The organism is Pinisolibacter sp. DMC100 (assembly GCF_056313705.1).
In genome coordinates this window covers 14,942-34,902 of sequence record NZ_JBQUZT010000013.1, presented here as the reverse complement: position 1 = coordinate 34,902, position 19,961 = coordinate 14,942, and the positions used below count along the sequence as shown (strand labels likewise).

Genomic DNA, 19,961 nt, shown 5'->3' with positions numbered 1-19,961 from the left:
CCCGTCGAGTTTTGAAGAACGAGTCCTTTCGAAAATCGGTCGAAAACGGTTCGTTCACCACGTTCCTGAACCTCGATTTAACCACGGGCCGTCAAGGTTACCGGCAGGTCACTCGGGGTGGTCCGAAGGAGTTTCTGTAATGTTCACCTCCATCGCGCTGACGCGCGGTTTCAAGTTCGCGGCGGTCATCGCCACCTCGCTGACGCTCGCCGCCTGCGCGAGCCAGCAGGACAACGCCGGTGACGGCGCCGGCGGTCTGGGTGCCGGTGGTGCCGCCACGCCGGGTTCGCAGCAGGACTTCGTCGTCAACGTCGGCGACCGTGTCTTCTTCACCGTCGATTCGACCGATCTCACCACCGAGGCGCGCTCGACGCTCGACCGTCAGGCGGTGTGGCTGGCCAAGTATCCGCGCTACGCCGTGACCGTCGAAGGTCACGCCGACGAGCGCGGCACCCGCGAGTACAACATCGCGCTCGGCGCCCGCCGCGCCGCCGTCACCCGCGACTACCTGATGGCTCGCGGCGTCGCCTCGACCCGTCTCAAGACCATCTCCTACGGCAAGGAGCGCCCGGTGGCGGTCTGCGACGCGGAGAACTGCTGGAACCAGAACCGCCGCGCCGTGACCGTGCTCGGCGGCGCCCAGTGATCGAAGCGGCGCGTTTCGACGCCCGATCGGCATGAACGCGACGGCGGCCCCGCCAAACGGGGCCGCCGTTCGTCGTTTCCGCCCATCGAAATGCCGTGACGGCGACAAATTTTGGCCGAACCGCGCGCGCCATGCTAGATCGAGGCCGATCGGTCGCGATCGGCGCGATCGGCGGACACGAGGGGAAGGAGCGGCGTCTCCATGACGCAACGGAGTGAAGTCACGATCGGGGCTCTCGCCCGTCGGCTGCGCGGCATCGCCGCGTCGCTGGTCGTCGGCCTGGCGCTGACGCTCGGTGCGAGCGCCACGGCCTCGGCGCAGGGGTTCTTCGGCGGCGGCAACAGCCGCAACGGTGGCGGCGACGACGGCCAGGTGGCCGACATGTCGGTGCGCATCAACCAGCTCGAAGGCCAGATGCGCGGCCTCAACGGCCAGATCGAGCAGCTGACCTTCCAGATCCGCCAGTTGCAGGACCAGATGGCCCGGCAGCAGAAGGACATGGAGTTCCGCCTGCAGGAGCTCGAGAACGGTGGACGGGCCAAGGCGTCCGCACCGCAGAAGAAGTCGGAGGCGCCGGATGCCGGCGGCCCGGCGCTCGCCGCGGTGGCGCCGACGCCCGTCGCCGCGCCCCCGGCGGCGGCCCAGCCGCAGGCCGGCAATCGCGGCACCCCGCCGGCGAGCCTCGGCAATCTGTCGTCGAGCGACCCGATCGGCGGCCTGATCGGCTCGGCCGCGCCGATGGAGCTCGGCGCGACGCCGCGGCCGAAGCCGGCCGAGAGCCAGCCGGTGCCGGGCGTCGACCCGCGCTATGCCGCCGTCGCCCCGACGGCCAGCCCGCGCGACGAATACGACGCCGCCTACGGCTACATCCTGAACGGCGAATACGATCTCGCCGAACAGAGCTTCAAGACCTTCATGGGCAACCATCCGACCGACAAGCGGCTCGGCGCGGCGCAGTTCTGGCTCGGCGAGAGCTATTACGCGCGTGCCCGCTACAAGGAGGCGGCCGACAGTTTCCTCAAGAGCTACACCCAGTTTCCCGACGGGGCGAAGGCGCCCGACAGTCTGTTGAAGCTCGGCCTCGCCCTCAACGGGCTCGGCGAGAAGAAGGCCGCCTGCGCCTCCTGGGACGAACTGCTCGCCAAATATCCCAAGGCCTCGAAGGCGGTTCGCGATCGCGCCGCGACCGAGAAGGCCCGTGGCAAGTGCTGACGACGGCCCCGTCTCTCCGGTCGAGGCGCTCGCCGCCTTCGCGCCGTCGAAGGGACGCCGGGGCGTCGCGCTGGCCGTCTCCGGCGGCCCCGATTCGCTCGCACTGATGCATCTGTGGGCCGACGCCCGCACCCTCGATCCCGACCTGCCGCGCGCCGTCGTCCTGACCGTCGATCACGGCCTGCGCCCCGAGGCCCGCGCCGAAGCCGACTTCGTCGCGGCCCAGGCCGCCGCCCGCGGTCTCGACCACCGCGTCCTTCTCTGGACCGGCGCGAAGCCGACCGCCAATCTCCAGGCCGAAGCCCGCGCCGCACGTCGGCGGCTCCTCTTCGCCGAGGCCGCCCGCAACGGGCTCGACACGGTGATCCTCGCCCATCAGGCCGACGATCAGGCCGAGACCTTCCTCTCCCGCCTCGCCCGCGGCTCCGGCGTGCGCGGCCTCGCCGCCATGGCGCCGATGCGCGACGTCGACGGCCTGCTGCTCTTCCGCCCCTTCCTCGACCTCCCCCGCGCCCGCCTCGCCGCGACGCTGGCGGCCCGCGGCATCACGGCGGTCGAGGACCCGTCCAACCGCGATCCCCGCCACGAGAGGGCACGGCTGAGGGCCGCCGCCGATCTCTTCGCCGCCCATGGGCTCACCCGCGAGCGCCTCGTCGCCACGGCGGCGGCGATGGCACGGGCATCGCAGGCGATCGAGGCGGCGGTCGACGCGCTCTTCGCCCGCGCCGGGACCATTCATCCGCTCGGCTTCGCCCGGATCGACGCGGGCGCCTACGCGGCCGAACACGCCGAGATCCGCCTCAGGCTCCTCTCCCGCCTGATCGGGCATCTCGGCGACGCGGACCACGGGCCGCGGCTCGACGCCGTCGCGGCGATCGACGCGGTGCTGACGGGCGCGAGCGGCACGGTCGTCCGCACGCTCGGCGGCGTCCGGATCGAACGCCGCCGGGGGGCGCTCTGGTTCGCGCCCGAGGCGGGACGCGCGGCATCGATCGCGCTCGAGCCGGGGACACGACGGCGATTCGGCGGCTGGCTCTTCGAGCGGGCGCGCGATGCAGAACCGGCGGTCGAGATCGGCCCGCTCGGCGAGACCGAACGTCGCGCCCTGCGCGCCTCGGGGCGCCTCGCGCCGGACGTCGTCGGCGACCCCGCCCCTTCCGCCGCCCTCCTCTGTGGCATCGTCGTGCTGCGCGGCGCCGGCGAGCCGGCGTTGCTTCCCGGCGTCGACGCGATCCCCGCGCGGCTGGATGTCCGGGCACGGCCGCCACGACCGGGCGAAGGCGAACGGTAACGAATTCGTCATGCCTCGGCCCGACTTTCGGGCCGTCGTCTTGGCATTCGCGGGGGGGAGACCTATCTTCACCCGCAGTACAAGGGATCGGACGGCGTCCGCCGAGCATGTGGATGCGGGAACAGGATCTTCGATGAACGCGAATCTCAGGAATTTCGCCATTTGGGTGATCGTCGGTCTTCTGGTGATCGCGCTCTTCCAGCTCTTCCAGAATCCCGGACGCGGCGGCGGCTCGAACGAGATTGCGTTCTCGCAGTTCCTCGACGACGTCGAGAGCGGCAAGGTCAAGCAGGTCACCATCACCGACCAGCAGATCGCCGGCTCCTATCGTGCGCAGGGCACGTTCCAGACCTATGCGCCGCCCGGCGCCAATCTGGTCGACGAGCTGCGCAAGAAGGACGTCGCCATCGTCGCGCGGCCGGCGGGCGAGAACTTCAGCCTCCTCGGTGCGCTGATCTCGTGGATGCCGATGATCGTCATCATCGCCATCTGGCTCTTCGTCATGCGGCAGATGCAGGGCGGGGCCGGCGGCAAGGCGATGGGCTTCGGCAAGTCCAAGGCCAAGCTGCTGACCGAGGCCCACGGCCGCGTCACCTTCGAGGACGTCGCCGGCATCGACGAGGCCAAGGAGGATCTCCAGGAGATCGTCGAGTTCCTGCGCGATCCGCAGAAGTTCCAGCGCCTCGGCGGTCGCATCCCGCGCGGCGTGCTGCTGGTCGGCCCTCCGGGCACCGGCAAGACGCTGACCGCGCGCGCCGTGGCCGGTGAGGCCAACGTGCCCTTCTTCACCATCTCGGGCTCCGACTTCGTCGAGATGTTCGTCGGCGTCGGCGCCTCCCGCGTCCGCGACATGTTCGAGCAGGCCAAGAAGAACGCGCCCTGCATCATCTTCATCGACGAGATCGACGCGGTCGGTCGTCACCGCGGCGCCGGCCTCGGCGGCGGCAACGACGAGCGCGAGCAGACGCTGAACCAGCTGCTCGTCGAGATGGACGGCTTCGAACAGAACGAAGGCATCATCATCATCGCGGCCACCAACCGGCCCGACGTGCTCGACCCGGCGCTGCTGCGTCCCGGCCGTTTCGATCGCCAGATCACCGTGCCGAACCCGGACGTCAACGGCCGCGAGAAGATCCTCAAGGTCCATGTCCGCAAGGTGCCGATGGCACCCGACGTCGACCTGCGCATCCTCGCCCGCGGTACGCCCGGCTTCTCCGGCGCCGATCTGATGAACCTCGTCAACGAGGCGGCGCTGCTCGCCGCGCGGCGCAACAAGCGCCTCGTCACCATGGCCGAGTTCGAGGACGCCAAGGACAAGGTCATGATGGGCGCCGAGCGCAAGTCGATGGCCATGAGCGAGGAAGAGAAGAAGCTGACCGCCTATCACGAGGCCGGCCACGCCATCGTCGGCCTGACCGTGCCGGCGGGCCTGCCCGTCCACAAGGCGACGATCATCCCGCGCGGCCGCGCGCTGGGCATGGTCAAGTTCCTGCCCGAGGGCGACCGCTATTCGATGAAGTACAAGGAATACACCTCGCATCTCGCCGTCGCCATGGGCGGCCGCGTCGCCGAGGAACTGGTCTTCGGCAAGGAGAACATCACCTCCGGCGCCGTCGGCGACATCGATCAGGCCACCAAGATGGCCCGCGCCATGGTCACCCGCATGGGCTTCTCCGACGAGCTCGGCCTCGTCGCCTACGGCGAAAACCAGGACGAGGTCTTCCTCGGCATGTCGATGGGCCGCCAGCAGAACGTCTCGGAGGCGACCGCCCAGAAGATCGACCGCGAGGTCCGTCGTCTGATCGAGGAAGCCTACGAAGAGGCCAAGCGCATCCTCACCGAGAAGCACGACGCCCACATCCGTCTCGCCGAGGCGCTGCTCGAATACGAGACGCTGACCGGCGACGAGATCAAGGACCTGCTCGACGGCAAGCCGCCGAGCCGCGACGGCGGCACGACGACCAGCGCTCCGCGCTCCTCCTCGGCCGTGCCGCCGACCACCGGGCGCGATGCCAAGGGCGGCGAGCCGGGCACCGACCCGATGCCGCAGCCGAGCTGATCGTCCCGCGATCCGAAACGTCACGCGAAGCCCGCCCCTCCGGCGGGCTTCGTCGTTTCCGGACGACAGGATCGGCCGCACGTGCGACGCCCTCGCCGCTGTATACGATCTGGCCCGAGACTTGCGAGGCCATCGACATGGCGCCGAGCCCGTGGGGGGCGGGCGCATCCTGTTCGGAGGGATCCCGCATGTCGGACAAGGTCGAGCCGGTCGACGAACGTCTTCCGGCGCTGCGTCTCGGCGCACTCGGTCTGCAGCATGTCCTGGTGATGTACGCCGGCGCCGTCGCCGTGCCGCTGATCGTCGGTCGCGCCCTGAAACTGCCGCCGGAGCAGGTCGCGGCGCTGATCGGCGCCGACCTCTTCGCCGGCGGCATCGCCACGCTGATCCAGGCCTGGGCCTTCCCCGGCGTCGGCATCCGCCTGCCGGTGATGATGGGCGTGACCTTCGCCTCGGTCGGCCCGATGATCGCCATCGGCACCAATCCGGAGCTGGGGCTCCTCGGCGTCTACGGCGCGGTGATCGCGGCCGGCCTCTTCGGCATGCTGGTTGCACCTTTCGTGAGCAGGTTGTTGCCGCTCTTTCCGCCGGTGGTCACCGGCACGATCATCACGGTGATCGGCATCTCGCTGATGCGGGTGGGCGTCAACTGGGCCGGTGGCGGCATCGGCAACCCGGCCTTCGGCGACCTGCGCTTCCTCGGCATCGCCCTCTTCGTGCTGCTCGTCATCCTCGGCCTGTCGAAATGGGGCAAGGGCTTCGTCGCCAACGTCGCGGTGCTGGTCGGCATCGTCGCCGGCTGCCTCCTCGCCACGGCGACCGGGCTGATGAACTTCGACAAGGTCACCTCCGCCGGCTGGTTCGGGGTGGTGGTGCCCTTCCAGTTCGGCATGCCGAAGTTCGACCTCTTCTCGATCCTCACCATGTGTCTGGTGATGGTCGTGGTGATGATCGAATCGACCGGCATGTTCCTGGCGCTCGGCGAGATGACCGGCTCCAAGGTCGACGAGAAGCGGCTGACCGCGGGCCTGCGGGCCGACGGTCTCGGCACGCTGATCGGCGGCATCTTCAACACCTTCCCCTACACGTCCTTCTCGCAGAACGTCGGTCTGGTCGGCGTCACCGGCGTCAGGTCGCGCTGGGTGGCGGTCGTCGGCGGCTTCATCATGCTGGCCCTCGGTCTGCTGCCCAAGCTCTCGGCGCTGGTCGAGGCGGTGCCGCAGTTCGTGCTCGGCGGCGCCGGCCTCTGCATGTTCGGCATGGTCGCGGCGACCGGCATCCGCATCCTCTCGGCGGTCGACTTCAAGGCGGCGAAGAACAACCTCCTCGTCGTCGCCATCTCGATCGGCTTCGGCATGATCCCGCTGGTGGCGCCGAAGTTCTTCGAACACATGCCGAAGGCGATGGCGCCGCTGCTCGAGTCGGGCATCCTGCTCGCCTCGATCTCGGCGGTGGCGCTCAACGCCTTCTTCAACGGTTTCGGCCGCGGCGACGCCCTCGCCGAGGCCGCGGAGGCCGCCAAGGCCGTCGACCACGCCTGAGGGCTCCGCGTGGCTCCGCCCGTCGTTCACCCTGCCCGACGATCGTCGGGCGGGGCGCGCGACGGGTTTTTCGTCTCGACGCGATCGGTGCTATAGGAGGCCCTTCATCGATGAGGCGGGGCCGCCGAGGCGCCCCCGCGCGAGAGAGAGACTTCGACGATGGCGCGCAAATTCTTCGGCACCGACGGCATCCGCGGTCGCGCGAATGTCTGGCCGATCACGCCGGAACTGGCCATGAAGGTGGCGATGGCGGTGGGTCTGTCGTTCCGCAAGGGGACGCATCGCCACCGCGTGGTGATCGGCAAGGACACGCGCCTGTCGGGCTACATGATCGAGACGGCCATGGTCGCCGGCTTCACCGCGGTCGGCGTCGACGTCTTCATGACCGGCCCGATCCCGACGCCCGGCGTCGCCATGCTGACGCGGTCGCTCCGCTGCGACTTCGGCGTCATGATCTCGGCCTCGCACAATCCCTACCAGGACAACGGCATCAAGATCTTCGGACCGGACGGCTACAAGCTGTCCGACGAGATCGAGGCCGAGATCGAGGCGCTGCTCGAGGAGGACCTGACCGGCCGCCTCGCGCCCTCCGCCGACCTCGGCCGCGCCAAGCGCATCGACGGCGTCCAGGACCGCTACATCGAGTTCGCCAAGCGCACCCTGCCGCGCAACCAGTCGCTCGCCGGCCTGCGCGTCGTCATCGACTGCGGCCACGGCGCCGCCTATCGGGTGGCCCCGGACGCGCTGTGGGAACTCGGCGCCGAGGTCTTCAAGATCGGCGTCGAGCCGGACGGCCGCAACATCAACGACGGCTGCGGCTCGACCGCACCGGGCCTCTTGCAGAAGAAGGTCCACGAGGTGCGCGCCGACATCGGCATCGCGCTCGACGGCGACGCCGACCGCGTCATCATCGTCGACGAGAAGGGCCAGATCGTCGACGGCGACCAGCTGATGGCGGTGATCGCCGAGAGCTGGGCCGAGGAAGGCCTCCTCGCCCGCAAGGGCATCGTCGCCACCGTCATGTCCAACCTCGGGCTCGAGCGCCATCTCGGCGGCCTCGGCCTCGAACTGGTGCGCACCGGCGTCGGCGACCGCTACGTCGTCGAGGCGATGCGGGCGGGCGGCTACAACGTCGGCGGCGAACAGTCGGGCCACATCGTGCTCTCCGACCATTCCACCACCGGCGACGGGCTGATCGCCGCGCTGCAGCTGCTCGGCGTGGTGCAGCGGCGGGGCCGGCCGGTCTCCGAGATCTGCCATCGCTTCGATCCGGTGCCGCAGATCCTCAAGAACGTCCGCTTCAAGGGCGGCAAGCCGCTCGAGGATGCGTCCGTCAAGCAGGTCATCCGCGATGCCGAGGCGCGTCTCTCCGGTTGCGGACGCCTGGTGATTCGCCCCTCCGGCACCGAGCCGTTGATCCGCGTGATGGGCGAGGCCGACGACGCCTCGCTGCTCGGCGCGGTGGTCGACGACATCGTCGACGCCCTCGGACGCGTCGCCGCCTGAGATTGCATTTTTCGAAGCATCGCCGAAGCGGCGCGATCGCGCCTTCGCCCCCCGTGTCGCCACGGGGGGCTTTTTCGTCTTCGAACGATCGCCTTCAGTTTTCGTCAACCATGTTTCTCGTGGTTAATCGACACGGTTAAGAAATTATCGACGTTTCTACTCCAGAAACCGGCCTCGAAGCGCGGTGGAGAAACCATTCGCGTCGGGCGCGTTTCGGCGCTCTTCGGCAAAAATTCGCGGAAATCGGGGGTTTCGTCTCATCACCGCACGATCGCTCGAACGCGGGCTTCCGCGACGATCGACAGATGTCGGGTGACGACAACGATGATCATGGTGAACGCGGCATGCCGAACACTGTCGAGACTAAACGCTTCATTAACCAAATGCGTGCTGAAATCGGCTCGATCGAGACAGCGGGTCGGTTCGCCGTGCGAGCCTCCGAAAACGGCAGGAATGTTCCGATGACCAAGATCATGACGTCTCTTCTGGCCGGTACGGCCTTCTTCGGGCTCGCCGCAGCCGCTCAGGCGGCCGACATGGCGTCGCCCCTGCGCGGCCCGACCGTGGTCCCCTCCATGGCCGAGCCGGCGTCGACCGCCAGCGGCTGGTATCTGCGCGGCGACATCGGCGTCGTGATCGACAACAAGTCGGGCTTCTCCGAATACGAGCCGGGCATTCCGAAGTCGATCGTCTCCGACAAGCTGTGGACCGCGCCGTCGATCGGCCTCGGCGTCGGCTATCAGTTCAACGAATATCTGCGTGGCGATCTGACCGGCGAGTTCATCTCGACCCGCGCGATGAAGGCCACCGCCCGCTACACCGGCGGCACGCTGGCGGCCCCGACCAACAACACCAACGAGTACCACGGCGACGTCACCTCGGCCGTGCTGCTGGCCAACGTCTACGCCGAACTCGGCACCTATTCCGGCTTCACGCCCTATGTCGGCGCCGGTGCCGGTGTGGCCTACAACCACATGTCGAACATCTACGAGTACGCCTCGTGGACCGGCTCGTCGTCGGGCACCAACTTCGGCATCATCCCGGGCGGTTCGAAGTGGAACCCGGCCTGGGCGCTGCATGCCGGCTTCGCCTACGACCTGTCGCCGAACCTGAAGCTCGACGTCGGCTACTCCTACAAGGACCTCGGCAAGGTCGCGAGCGTCGGCAACTCGAACTGCAACACCTCGGGCTGTCTGCCGGAGTCGATCGAGCTGAAGCGCATCCAGAACCACTCGCTGCACGTCGGTGCGCGCTGGATGTTCGATGCCCCGGCTCCGCGCCAGCACTACTCGGCCCCGGTCATCGCCAAGTACTGATCCGGTCCGATCCGATCCCTTCGGAGGGCGCGACGAGCGATCGTCGCGCCCTTCGGCGTTCCGGGTAAGGGATTCCGCGTGCGACGAAAGCTCCCGCGGTGCAGCGACGGATTTGTTTGCTTCCCAGTCCGGAAACCGCTATCGGCGACGGCGGGACACCCCTCCCCACCGAGGGGCGCCCATCTGAAAGGATGGAATCAATGACGATTGCTCGCCCGGCCACCAAGCCCGCCTGCCCGAACTTCTCTTCCGGCCCCTGCGCCAAGCGCCCCGGTTGGTCTCTCGATGCTCTCTCCGGCGCCCTCGTCGGTCGCTCGCATCGCGCCAAGCCCGGCAAGGCCCGCCTCCAGCTCGCCATCGACCTGACCCGCGAAGTGCTCGGCGTCCCCGCCGACTACAAGATCGGCATCGTGCCGGCGTCCGACACCGGCGCCGTCGAGATGATCATGTGGTCCGCCCTCGGCGCCCGCGGCATCGACATGCTGGCCTGGGAGAGCTTCGGCGAAGGTTGGGTCACCGACGTCGCCAAGCAGCTGAAGCTCGAGGACGTGCGCGTCTTCAAGTCGGCCTACGGCGAGCTGCCGGACCTCTCGGCCGTCGACACCAAGACCCGCGACGTCGTCTTCACCTGGAACGGCACCACCTCCGGCGTCCGCGTGCCGAACGCCGACTGGATCGCCGCCGACCGTGAAGGCATCACCATCTGCGACGCGACCTCGGCCGCCTTCGCGCAGGACCTCGACTGGGCCAAGCTCGACGTCGTCACCTTCTCCTGGCAGAAGGTGCTGGGCGGCGAGGCGGCGCACGGCATGCTGATCCTCTCCCCGCGCGCGGTGGAGCGGCTCGAGAGCTACAAGCCGGCCTGGCCGCTGCCCAAGATCTTCCGCATGACCAAGGGCGGCAAGTTGATCGACGGCATCTTCGTCGGCGAGACCATCAACACGCCCTCCATGCTGGCGGTCGAGGACTATGTCGACGCGCTGAAGTGGGCGCAGTCGGTCGGTTCGCTGAAGGGCCTGATCGCCCGTGCCGACGCCAACACCAGGGTCATCGCCGACTGGGTGGCGGCGTCCAAGTCCTTCGCCTTCCTGCCGAAGGTCGAAGCGACGCGGTCGAACACCTCGGTCTGCCTGTCGATCGTCGATCCGCAAGTGGTCGCCAAGGGCGACGAGGTCGTCGCCAAGGTCGCCAAGGCGATCGTCGCGGCCCTCGACAAGGAAGGCGTCGCCTACGACATCGGCGCCTATCGCGACGCGCCTGCCGGCCTGCGCATCTGGTGCGGCGCCACGGTGGAAGCCTCCGACGTGAAGGCGCTCACCTCTTGGCTCGACTGGGCACTGGCCGAGGAAAAGGCCAAGCTCTGATCGCATGATCTCTCCGGCGACGCGCGGGTCGCGTCGCCGGCCTTTCCTCTCATCACCCATTTTCCAGGACGTCGCGGTCGCGGCGACACGACGCGCGCGGCTCCGTCCCGACGAGGTGCTCCCATGGCTCCGCGCGTACTCATCTCCGACAGCATGTCTTCCGCCGCCGTCCAGATCTTCAAGGATCGCGGCATCGAGGTCGATTACCTGCCGTCCCTCGGCAAGGACAAGGACAAGCTCGCCGAGGTCATCGGCGACTACGACGGCCTCGCCATCCGCTCCGCCACCAAGGTCACCGCCAAGCTGCTCGAGAAGGCGACCCGGCTGAAGGTCATCGGCCGCGCCGGCATCGGCGTCGACAACGTCGACATCCCGGCCGCTTCCGCCAAGGGCGTGATCGTCGAGAACACCCCCTTCGGCAACTCGATCACCACCGCCGAACACGCCATCGCGCTGATGTTCGCCGTCGCCCGCGAGATCCCCGCCGCCGATGCCTCCACCCAGGCCGGCAAGTGGGAGAAGAACCGCTTCATGGGCGTCGAGATCACCGGCAAGACGCTCGGCATCATCGGCTGCGGCAACATCGGCGCCATCGTCGCCGACCGCGCCCAGGGCCTGCGCATGAAGGTGATCGCCTTCGATCCCTTCCTGTCGCCGGAGCGTGCCGCCGACATCGGCGTCGAGAAGGTCGAGCTCGAGGACCTGCTGAAGCGCGCCGACTTCATCACCCTCCACACGCCGCTGACCGAGAAGACCCGCAACGTCCTCTCGGCCGAGAACCTCGCCAAGTGCAAGAAGGGCGTCCGCATCATCAACTGCGCCCGCGGCGGCCTGGTCGACGAGGCGGCGCTGCGCGCGGCGCTCGACAGCGGCCACGTGGCGGGTGCCGGCTTCGACGTCTTCGTCGAGGAACCGGCGACGGCGAACGTGCTCTTCGGCCATCCGAGCGTCGTCTGCACGCCGCATCTCGGCGCCTCGACCTCGGAAGCCCAGGAGAACGTCGCCCTGCAGGTCGCCGAACAGCTGTCGGACTACCTGCTGACCGGCGCCGTCACCAACGCGCTCAACATGCCGTCGGTCTCGGCCGAAGAAGCGCCGAAGCTGACGCCCTTCGTGCGGCTCGCCGAGATGCTCGGCTCCTTCGCCGGCCAGCTGACGGAGGCCGGCATCACCGGCGTGCGCATCGAATACGAGGGCGAGGTGTCGGGCATGAACACCCGCGCGCTGGGTGCGGCGGCGATCGCCGGCCTGCTCAAGCCGCAGCTCGACGCCGTCAACATGGTCTCGGCCCCGGTCATGGCCAAGGAGCGCGGCATCGCCGTCGAGGACGTCCGCCGCGATTCGGCCGGCACCTTCGACAGCCTGATCCGCCTCGTGGTGAAGACCGAAGGTCAGGAGCGTTCGGTCGCCGGCACCGTCTTCGCCGACGGCAAGCCGCGCATCGTCGAGATCAAGGGCATCCAGATGGACGCCGAGTTCGCGCCGTCGATGCTCTACGTCACCAACAAGGACAAGCCCGGCTTCATCGGCCGTCTCGGCACGCTGATGGGCGAGGTCGGCGCCAACATCGCCACCTTCGCGCTCGGCCGCAAGGCGGCGGGCGAGGACGCGATCTGCCTGATCGCCGTCGACGGCCCGGTGTCGGACAAACTCATCGCCCGCGTCGGCGCGCTCGAGGGCGTGGTGCATTCCAAGCGCCTGACCTTCTGAGATCGGCGCGAGCACGAACGAGAGCGGCGGCGGGAACGATCCCGCCGCCGTTTCTCATTTGATCAGACCCAACCGCCGCGGCAGACGCCCGTCGATCGCCGCGAGGCCGGCGCCGATCAGCACGACGCCGGCGATGTGCTGCGGCGCGAGCCTTTCGCCGAGCACGGCGAAACCGAGGAAGATGGCGCTCGGCGGGATCAGGAAGGTGACGAGCGTCGTGTTGGTCGGCCCGACCAGCGTGGTCAGGCGGAAGAACAGGATGTAGGCGACCGCCGTCGACAGGATCGCCAGCGCGACGACGCAAGCGATCGCCGCGGCACTCGGCACCGCCGCCGCCCAAGGCGGCGAGACGATCAACGCGACCGGCACCAGCACCACGCTCGACGCCGTGAACTGGCCGAGCGCCGTCGTGATCGGCGGGCGCCCGCGGAAGCGTCGGCTCCACAGGGCGGCGACGCCGTAGGAGAGCGCCGCGCCGAGGCAGGCGAGTTCGGCGGCGAGGTGATCGGCGAGACCGGCGAGCGCATCGATGCCGACCAGCACCACGACGCCGAGAAAGGCGACGGCGATGCCGACGATCTTCGCCGGCGGCGCCTTGTCGTCGGCGGTGAAGAGATGGGCGACGATCACCCCGAAGATCGGCGTGGTGGCGTTGAGGATCGAGGCGAGGCCGGCACCGATCGTCTTCTGGCCCCAGACGATGAGGCAGAAGGGAACGATCGTGTTGAGCACGCCCATGACCGCGTAGTCGCGCCACGAGGCCCGGTCGCGCGGCAGCGTCGCTCCGGTCACCCGCGCCGCGACGAAGAGCACGAGCGCGGCGAGGAAGACGCGGGCGGCGACGATGTCGAGCGTCGCGATCTCGGCGACGGCGACCCGGTTGAACAGGAAGGATCCGCCCCACAGGGTGGACAGGACGAGGAGCATTCCCCAGGCGGCGACGGGCATGTCGGCTCCGTTTCTCGTTGGTCGAGGGGCATGAATGGAGCGGCGCGGTCCACCGCGCCACCCGGTTTTCGACGTCAGCGCCGCTGCGCCAACACGATTCCCGCCATCACCAGAGTGAGGCCGGCGGCCTGATACCAACCGAAGGGCTCGCCGAGGAAGACGACCGCCATCGACGCCCCGAAGATCGGGATCAGGTTGACGAAGATGCCGGCCCGCCCCGGGCCGATCAGCTCGACGCCGCGGATGTAGAACACCTGCGCCAGGAACGACGGGAAGATGGACACCAGGATGGTGATGATCCAGCCCTCCGGTGTCGGCCAGAAGGTGCCGGAGGTCGCGGCCTCGGCGATCGTCAGCGGCAGGGAGGTGACGAGCGCCACGGCGACCAGCGCGGTGAAGAGCGACAGCGAGGCGACCCGCGGCCGATCCTCGAGCCCGACGGTGTAGATCGCGTAGGAGATCGTCGCACCGACCATGAAGAGGTCGCCGAGATTGAAGGCGAGCGTTCGGGCGACCTCCCAGTCGGCCCGTGTCGCCACGATCGCCACGCCGGCGACGCCGAGCGCCATGCCGAGCCCCTGCGCCAGCGAGATCTTCCGACCGCGCATCAGGAAGGCGAGCGAGAAGACGAAGGCCGGCATCGCGCCCTGGACGATCGACATGTTGGCGCCCGAGGTGTGATGGGCGGCGGCATAGAAGAAGGCGGTGAAGGCGGTGTAGCCGGTCAGCCCGAGCAGCGTCAGCAGCCAGGGCTTGGCCTTCAGCGCCGGCAGGTCGGGCGCGATCGCCCGGCCGTGGACGACCGCCAGCACCACCAGCACGATGCCCCAGCGCAGGGAGACGAGCAGCATCGGCGTGACGTGACCGACCGCGAGGCGTCCCGCCACGGTGTTCGCCGCCCATTGCAGCGAGGCGAGCGTCAGCAGGGCATAGGGGCTCGCCCACAGGGCGGAAGGAGAGGCACGCACGGGGTCGGTTCACCGCAGCTCGAGGGAGGCGAAGGGAAGCCGAGCGGCGCGCGAATGTAAAGCGGCGGCGTGCGGACAAGGCATGCGACGGCTCCCGGCCGCCGCGCCTCGACCTCAGCAGGCGAGATAGATCGTCTCGGGCTGGAGCACCGCCTCGCAGGCATGCGCCGCCGCGTCTTCGCCCGAGGCCGTGGTCTGGGCGGCGACGACGCGGTTGCGGCCACCGGTCTTGGCGGCGTAGAGCGCGACGTCGGCCTGTTTCAGCAACTGGTCGACCGTCTGGCCGTGACCGTGCTCGGCGACACCGATCGAGACGGTGACCGGAATCGCCTGGCCGCAGACCGAGATCGGCCGCTGGAGCACCAGTTGCCGGAGCCGCTCGGCCTCCTGATAGGCGTCGAGCAGATCCCAGCCCTCGAGCAGCACGGCGAATTCCTCCCCGCCGAGACGCGCGGCGAGCCCGGCGCGCGAGCGGAGCACGTCGGCGACGGCGCGCAGCACCTCGTCGCCGGCATCGTGGCCGAAGGTGTCGTTGACCCGTTTGAAGTGGTCGATGTCGAGCATCAGCACCGAGACCGGCTGTTCCGATCCGCCGCGGCGGGTCGCCTCGCCGGCACGATCGAAGAAGGCACGGCGGTTGGGCAGCTCGGTCAGCGCGTCGAGTGTCGCCATGCGCAGCAGTTCGCGGGCGGCGCGCGTGGCACGTTCGGCGGCGCGCAGACGGGCGAAGAGCTCGGCCGGGACCGGCGGCTTGGTGACGAAGTCGTCGGCGCCGGAATCGAGCGCCTCGATCAGGCGGTCGCGGTCGTGCGTCGACGACATGGCGATGACGTGGATCGGGCGGTGGGAATTGGCGATCAGGCGCGCTTCCCAACACAGTTCGAGGCCGGAGATGCCGGGAATCTCGAAGGAGGTCATCAGCACGTCGACGCTCTCGTCGGTGCGCAGGCAGTCGAGGACCGCGTGGCCGTCGCCGAACGCGAGAACCTCGTGCCCGCCGTCGGCGAGCATCTTCGTCATCAGACGCTGTCCGATGCGGCTGGGTTCTGCCAGGACGATTCGCATGACTTCCTCGTTCGCAACCCTGCGGCCGTTCCCGGAACGGTGCCGAGCCTCGATCAGCACGTCGTTGTGCGGTCGTAAGCCTGACGCTAACGTCACCGGGTTAAGGGGATCTTTCGGCGAGAAGGTTCTCCAGCGAAAACCCGTAGTGGAAACCCCCGAGGCTTGCGACCCGCCGTCGCAGGCGGAGAAGCCTTCGTGCTCACCCCGACAAGGGGAGGGTCGCGCGGGCTGGCGTTTGTCGCTATAGTCCGCGCGCCGTCGCCGGCCCGGTCGCGTCGCGCGGGCGAAAAGGCGGATCGATTCGATCGCTTCCCCCCTTCTTTCGTGCCCGATCACGAGGCGGAAAGGCGGGGCGAGGTGTCGTCGCGCGTCGTCGGCCGCAGTCGACGGATCGCACCGGTCGCCGCCGGTGCGGGTGTTGGAACATGCCGGCCGAGGCCGGTGCAGAGTTTGAATCATGCCGGCTCCCGCCGGCAGGGGAAAGGGCGCAATGGCCAACGTGGTTGTCGTCGGGTCGCAGTGGGGCGACGAGGGTAAGGGCAAGATCGTCGACTGGCTTTCCGAGCGCGCGGACGTGGTGGTCCGCTTCCAGGGCGGACACAACGCCGGCCATACGCTGGTCATCGACGAGGTCTCCTACAAGCTCTCGCTGCTCCCCTCCGGCGTCGTGCGTCCGGGCAAGCTCGGCGTCATCGGCAACGGCGTGGTCTTCGATCCGCATGCCTTCATCGCCGAGGTCGGCCGCATCTCCGCCCAGGGCGTGAAGATCTCGCCGGAGAACCTGCGCATCGCCGAGAACGTGACGCTGATCCTGTCGGTCCACCGCGAGCTCGACCAGCTGCGCGAGGCGGCGGCTTCGGCCAACGGCACCAAGATCGGCACCACCGGCCGCGGCATCGGTCCGGCCTACGAGGACAAGGTCGGCCGCCGTGCCATCCGTCTGATGGATCTCGGCGAACCGGCTTCGCTGCCGTCGAAGATCGACCGCCTGCTCGCCCATCACAACGCGCTGCGCCGTGGTCTCGGCCAGCCCGAGGTGGCGCCGGCGACGCTGCTCGAAGAGCTGACCTCGATCACCGACGCGGTGCTGCCCTACATGGACGTCACCTGGCGTCTGCTCGACGAGCGCCGCCGTGCCGGTGCCCGCATCCTGTTCGAGGGCGCCCAGGGCGCGATGCTCGACATCGACCACGGCACCTACCCCTACGTGACCTCGTCGAACACCGTGTCCGGCCAGGCCGCCACCGGTTCGGGCCTCGGACCGGGCGCCGTCGGCTACGTGCTCGGCATCACCAAGGCCTACACCACCCGCGTCGGCGAAGGCCCCTTCCCGACCGAGCTCAAGGACGCCGTCGGCGAGAAGATCGGCGAGCGCGGCCACGAGTTCGGCACCGTCACCGGCCGCAAGCGTCGTTGCGGCTGGTTCGACGCGGTGCTGGTGCGCCAGACCGTACAGGTCTCCGGCATCGACGGCATCGCGCTGACCAAGCTCGACGTGCTCGACGGCTTCGACGAGATCAAGGTCTGCGTGAAGTACCTGCTCGACGGTCGCGAGCTCGACCACCTGCCGGCGAGCCAGGCCGAACAGGCCCGTGTCGTGCCGGTGTGGGAGACCATCGAAGGCTGGAAGGGCTCGACCCAGGGCGCCCGCTCCTGGGCCGATCTGCCGGCGCAGGCGGTCAAGTACGTCCGTCGCATCGAGGAGCTGATCGGCGCGCCGGTGGCGATGCTGTCGACCTCGCCCGAGCGCGAGGACACGATCTTGGTGCAGGACCCGTTCCGCGACTGAACGGGAACTGAAATCTCGCGGAGCGGGCGGGCAGGTCCTGTTCGCTTCGCGTCACGGTTGGAGTAGGCTCTCGCCGGAACTCTCGGGAACGGGGGCGACGGCGGACGGGGCGTTTCCGGGGGGGTCTCGCGGCGAGCCCCTCGGCGGATTCTCGGAAGGCTCTGAATGGCTGACTATCATGCGATCCTGAAGCGGGCGATCTCGTCCCTTCCGTCCGCGAACGGCGAGGCTCGCCGCGCGGTCTACGAGAAGGCCCGTTCCGCGCTGGTCAACCAGCTCAAGGCCTTCGATCCGCCGCTCACCCCTTCCGAGATCACCCAGCAGCGCCTCCAGCTCGAAGAAGCCATCCGCAAGGTCGAGTCTGAGGCCGCCAAGGGCCTGCTGAAGCCGACGCCGCCGGTACCGCCGGTGCTGCCGCCCGATGCCCCCGCCGTGTCGCAGCCGGCGCCGCAGCCCCATGCCGGAACGCCGACCGGCCATGCCGAGGCGGCGGCGCACGAGATGCCCGCCCGTCCGCCGGTCGTCGACGACGCGCCCTCGCGCGAGACGCCGCCCCATGTCTCCGGCCCGACGGCGCCCACGGCGGCGCTGCGCACCGTGGTCGACGAAGCCGGCCAGCTCGGTTCGGCGACCAAGGAACTCGGCCGTCAGGCCCGCGATGCGCTGGCCGAGACCGGCATGCCGAGCTTCGGCCGCGAGAACGCCGAACCGCCGCGCCGCCGCGAGACGGCCGAGCGCCGCCGCCGGCGCGACGAGGCGGTCAACGGCGAACGCGGCCCCTCGCGCCTGCCGGTGGTGATCGGTCTCGGCGCCGCGATCGTCGTCTTCGTCATCGGCATCGTCGCGCTGTGGTCGCAGCGCGAGGCGATCTCCGCCTTCTTCGGCGGCCGCGGCGAGAAGGTGGTCGACATGGCCTCGCGCGGCGGCGAGAAGCTGACGCCGAAGGTCACGGATCGCATCGCCACGGACGACGCCGGCAAGAACGGTCCGGCCAAGCCCGTGCCGACCCAGACCATCACCGCCTCGCCGCAGTTGCAGAGCGCCGACGGCACGCGAACCGGCGACGGTGCCGTGCCGAAGCAGGCGGTGCCGCTGGTCGCCCAGAAGGCCATCCTCTACGAGGAGGGCAAGGCCGGCGCCCAGGCGATCATCTCGCCCGGCAAGGTGGTGTGGCAGGTGGTGCCCGACCCGACCGCCGGCCGCGACGCCGTGCTGCTTCGGGTGCGCGCCGAGATTCCCGACCGCAAGATGGTCGTGAACCTGTCGATGCGCCCCAACGCCGACACGTCCTTCCCGGCGAGCCATCTCGTCGAGATCAAGTTCCAGCTGCCGCCCGACTTCGACGGCAAGGCCGTCACCGGCGTGCCGGGCATGATCATGAAGGCGACCGAACAGTCGCGCGGCGATCCGCTGATCGCGGCGTCGGCCAAGGTCGCCGACAACTTCTTCTGGATCGCGCTGGGCTCGGCGGAGACCGATCGCGAGCGGAACTTCAAGCTCATCAAGGAGCGTGGCTGGATCGACATCCCGATCCTCTACGACAACGGCCGACGCGGCATCCTGACGCTCGAGAAGTCCGGCGCGGGCGACGCCGCCTTCGCCGACGCCTTCGCCGCCTGGGGCCAGGCCAACTGATCCGATCGATCGGCATTCCTGTGGCCCCGTCCGTCGAGGCCCGAACCGCGAGTCCATCATGAGCACCCACGCAGAAGTCCGGCGCCGCACCGTCCGCGACATCCGCAACGCCAAGGGCAAGACGCCGATCGTCTCGCTCACCGCCTACACCGCGCCGATGGCACAGATGCTCGACGACGAGGTCGACTTCCTGCTCGTCGGCGATTCGCTCGGCATGGTCGTCTACGGCCTGCCGTCGACGCTCGCCGTCACGCTCGACATGATGATCGCCCACGGCGCCGCCGTGGTGCGCGGCTCGAAGCGCGCCATGGTCGTCGTCGACCTGCCCTTCGGCGCCTATCAGGAGAGCCCGGAACAGGCCTTCCGCGCCTCGGCCCGCGTGCTCGCCGAGACCGGCGCCCAGGCGGTCAAGCTCGAGGGCGGCACCGAGATGGCGCCGACCATCCGCTTCCTCGTCGAACGCGGCGTGCCGGTGATGGCCCATGTCGGCCTGACGCCCCAGGCGGTCAACGCCTTCGGCGGCTTCCGCACCCAGGGCCGCAACCCGGAAGAGGCGGCGAAGATCTTCGCCGATGCCGTCGCCGTCGCCGAGGCCGGCGCCTTCGCCGTGGTGGTCGAGGGCACGGTCGAGCCGCTCGCCCGCAGCATCACCGAGGCGATCGCCATCCCCACCATCGGCATCGGCGCCTCGGTCGCCTGCGACGGTCAGGTGCTGGTGATCGACGACCTGCTCGGCGTCTTCTCCGACTTCACCCCGAAGTTCGTGAAGCGCTATGCCGAACTCGCCCCGGTGATCCGTGCCGCCGCCAAGACCTACGGCGACGAGGTGCGCGAGCGCCGCTTCCCCGGACCGGAACACGTCACGCCGGGTGCGTGAAACGCGCACCGACGACGAATCGACGTGGCGTTCG

15 protein-coding genes are annotated in these 19,961 nt (G+C 69.2%); 12 read left to right on the top strand and 3 right to left on the bottom strand.

The window, feature by feature from the left end:
* Positions 1–139: 139 nt before the first annotated feature.
* The 9 genes from pal to serA all read left to right on the top strand — a co-directional run bounded on the left by pal (position 140) and on the right by serA (position 12,645).
* A complete protein-coding gene (gene pal / locus ACT541_RS20465; RefSeq protein ID WP_476139244.1) occupies positions 140–646 on the top strand; it encodes a peptidoglycan-associated lipoprotein Pal in 507 nt (168 codons plus the stop codon).
* Positions 647–847: 201 nt separating this feature from the next.
* The gene (gene ybgF, locus ACT541_RS20460) at positions 848–1,858 is read left to right on the top strand and encodes a tol-pal system protein YbgF (protein ID WP_476139242.1); all 1,011 of its coding nucleotides are present in this window, start codon (positions 848–850) and stop codon (positions 1,856–1,858) included.
* Positions 1,845–3,149 carry a tRNA lysidine(34) synthetase TilS gene (gene tilS / locus ACT541_RS20455; RefSeq protein ID WP_476139240.1) on the top strand — a complete coding sequence of 435 codons (1,305 nt, stop codon included), beginning with the start codon at positions 1,845–1,847 and terminating at the stop codon, positions 3,147–3,149. The genes ybgF and tilS overlap by 14 nt, the downstream gene beginning before the upstream one ends.
* A 133-nt stretch (positions 3,150–3,282) precedes the next feature.
* A complete protein-coding gene (ftsH, locus tag ACT541_RS20450) occupies positions 3,283–5,208 on the top strand; it encodes an ATP-dependent zinc metalloprotease FtsH (RefSeq protein WP_476139238.1) in 1,926 nt (641 codons plus the stop codon).
* Between the two features lie 188 nt (positions 5,209–5,396).
* Positions 5,397–6,749, top strand: coding sequence for a nucleobase:cation symporter-2 family protein (locus tag ACT541_RS20445; protein ID WP_476139236.1), 1,353 nt, complete (start codon positions 5,397–5,399; stop codon positions 6,747–6,749).
* Positions 6,750–6,908: 159 nt separating this feature from the next.
* On the top strand, positions 6,909–8,255 hold the full coding sequence (glmM, locus tag ACT541_RS20440) for a phosphoglucosamine mutase (protein ID WP_476139234.1): 1,347 nt from the start codon (positions 6,909–6,911) through the stop codon (positions 8,253–8,255).
* A 473-nt stretch (positions 8,256–8,728) separates the two neighbouring features.
* Entirely contained in the window at positions 8,729–9,571 is an 843-nt protein-coding gene (locus tag ACT541_RS20435; RefSeq protein ID WP_476139232.1) for an outer membrane protein, read from the top strand.
* Between the two features lie 200 nt (positions 9,572–9,771).
* Complete coding sequence (locus ACT541_RS20430; protein WP_476139230.1) at positions 9,772–10,935, top strand: phosphoserine transaminase; 1,164 nt, start codon at positions 9,772–9,774, stop codon at positions 10,933–10,935.
* Positions 10,936–11,058: 123 nt separating this feature from the next.
* Complete coding sequence (gene serA, locus ACT541_RS20425; protein WP_476139228.1) at positions 11,059–12,645, top strand: phosphoglycerate dehydrogenase; 1,587 nt, start codon at positions 11,059–11,061, stop codon at positions 12,643–12,645.
* Positions 12,646–12,699: 54 nt separating this feature from the next.
* On the opposite strand, the gene ACT541_RS20420 is transcribed toward serA, so the two are convergent.
* The 3 genes from ACT541_RS20420 to ACT541_RS20410 form a co-directional block, all read right to left on the bottom strand.
* A complete protein-coding gene (locus ACT541_RS20420) occupies positions 12,700–13,593 on the bottom strand; it encodes a DMT family transporter (RefSeq protein ID WP_476139226.1) in 894 nt (297 codons plus the stop codon).
* A 74-nt stretch (positions 13,594–13,667) separates the two neighbouring features.
* A complete protein-coding gene (locus ACT541_RS20415; protein ID WP_476139224.1) occupies positions 13,668–14,561 on the bottom strand; it encodes a DMT family transporter in 894 nt (297 codons plus the stop codon).
* A 114-nt stretch (positions 14,562–14,675) separates the two neighbouring features.
* On the bottom strand, positions 14,676–15,626 hold the full coding sequence (locus ACT541_RS20410) for a GGDEF domain-containing response regulator (protein WP_476139221.1): 951 nt from the start codon (positions 15,624–15,626) through the stop codon (positions 14,676–14,678).
* Between the two features lie 490 nt (positions 15,627–16,116).
* Here ACT541_RS20410 and ACT541_RS20405 point away from each other — a divergent pair, with 490 nt between their 5' ends.
* From ACT541_RS20405 to panB, 3 genes are all read left to right on the top strand, one after another.
* Positions 16,117–17,415, top strand: a complete 1,299-nt coding sequence (locus tag ACT541_RS20405) for an adenylosuccinate synthase (protein ID WP_476139219.1) — start codon at positions 16,117–16,119, stop codon at positions 17,413–17,415.
* 165 nt (positions 17,416–17,580) lie between these two features.
* A complete protein-coding gene (locus ACT541_RS20400; RefSeq protein ID WP_476139217.1) occupies positions 17,581–19,050 on the top strand; it encodes a hypothetical protein in 1,470 nt (489 codons plus the stop codon).
* Between the two features lie 58 nt (positions 19,051–19,108).
* Entirely contained in the window at positions 19,109–19,927 is an 819-nt protein-coding gene (gene panB / locus ACT541_RS20395; protein WP_476139215.1) for a 3-methyl-2-oxobutanoate hydroxymethyltransferase, read from the top strand.
* Positions 19,928–19,961 lie beyond the last annotated feature (34 nt).

What these genes read in the sequence shown, in the direction of transcription:
- ybgF (WP_476139242.1), top strand. Translation starts at nt 848, where the DNA reads ATGACGCAACGGAGTGAAGTCACGATCGGGGCTCTCGCCCGTCGGCTG.
- ACT541_RS20410 (WP_476139221.1), bottom strand. Translation starts at nt 15,626, where the DNA reads ATGCGAATCGTCCTGGCAGAACCCAGCCGCATCGGACAGCGTCTGATG.
- panB (WP_476139215.1), top strand. Translation starts at nt 19,109, where the DNA reads ATGAGCACCCACGCAGAAGTCCGGCGCCGCACCGTCCGCGACATCCGC.
- ftsH (WP_476139238.1), top strand. Translation starts at nt 3,283, where the DNA reads ATGAACGCGAATCTCAGGAATTTCGCCATTTGGGTGATCGTCGGTCTT.
- glmM (WP_476139234.1), top strand. Translation starts at nt 6,909, where the DNA reads ATGGCGCGCAAATTCTTCGGCACCGACGGCATCCGCGGTCGCGCGAAT.
- serA (WP_476139228.1), top strand. Translation starts at nt 11,059, where the DNA reads ATGGCTCCGCGCGTACTCATCTCCGACAGCATGTCTTCCGCCGCCGTC.
- pal (WP_476139244.1), top strand. Translation starts at nt 140, where the DNA reads ATGTTCACCTCCATCGCGCTGACGCGCGGTTTCAAGTTCGCGGCGGTC.
- ACT541_RS20435 (WP_476139232.1), top strand. Translation starts at nt 8,729, where the DNA reads ATGACGTCTCTTCTGGCCGGTACGGCCTTCTTCGGGCTCGCCGCAGCC.
- ACT541_RS20400 (WP_476139217.1), top strand. Translation starts at nt 17,581, where the DNA reads ATGGCTGACTATCATGCGATCCTGAAGCGGGCGATCTCGTCCCTTCCG.
- ACT541_RS20445 (WP_476139236.1), top strand. Translation starts at nt 5,397, where the DNA reads ATGTCGGACAAGGTCGAGCCGGTCGACGAACGTCTTCCGGCGCTGCGT.
- ACT541_RS20430 (WP_476139230.1), top strand. Translation starts at nt 9,772, where the DNA reads ATGACGATTGCTCGCCCGGCCACCAAGCCCGCCTGCCCGAACTTCTCT.
- ACT541_RS20420 (WP_476139226.1), bottom strand. Translation starts at nt 13,593, where the DNA reads ATGCCCGTCGCCGCCTGGGGAATGCTCCTCGTCCTGTCCACCCTGTGG.
- ACT541_RS20405 (WP_476139219.1), top strand. Translation starts at nt 16,117, where the DNA reads ATGGCCAACGTGGTTGTCGTCGGGTCGCAGTGGGGCGACGAGGGTAAG.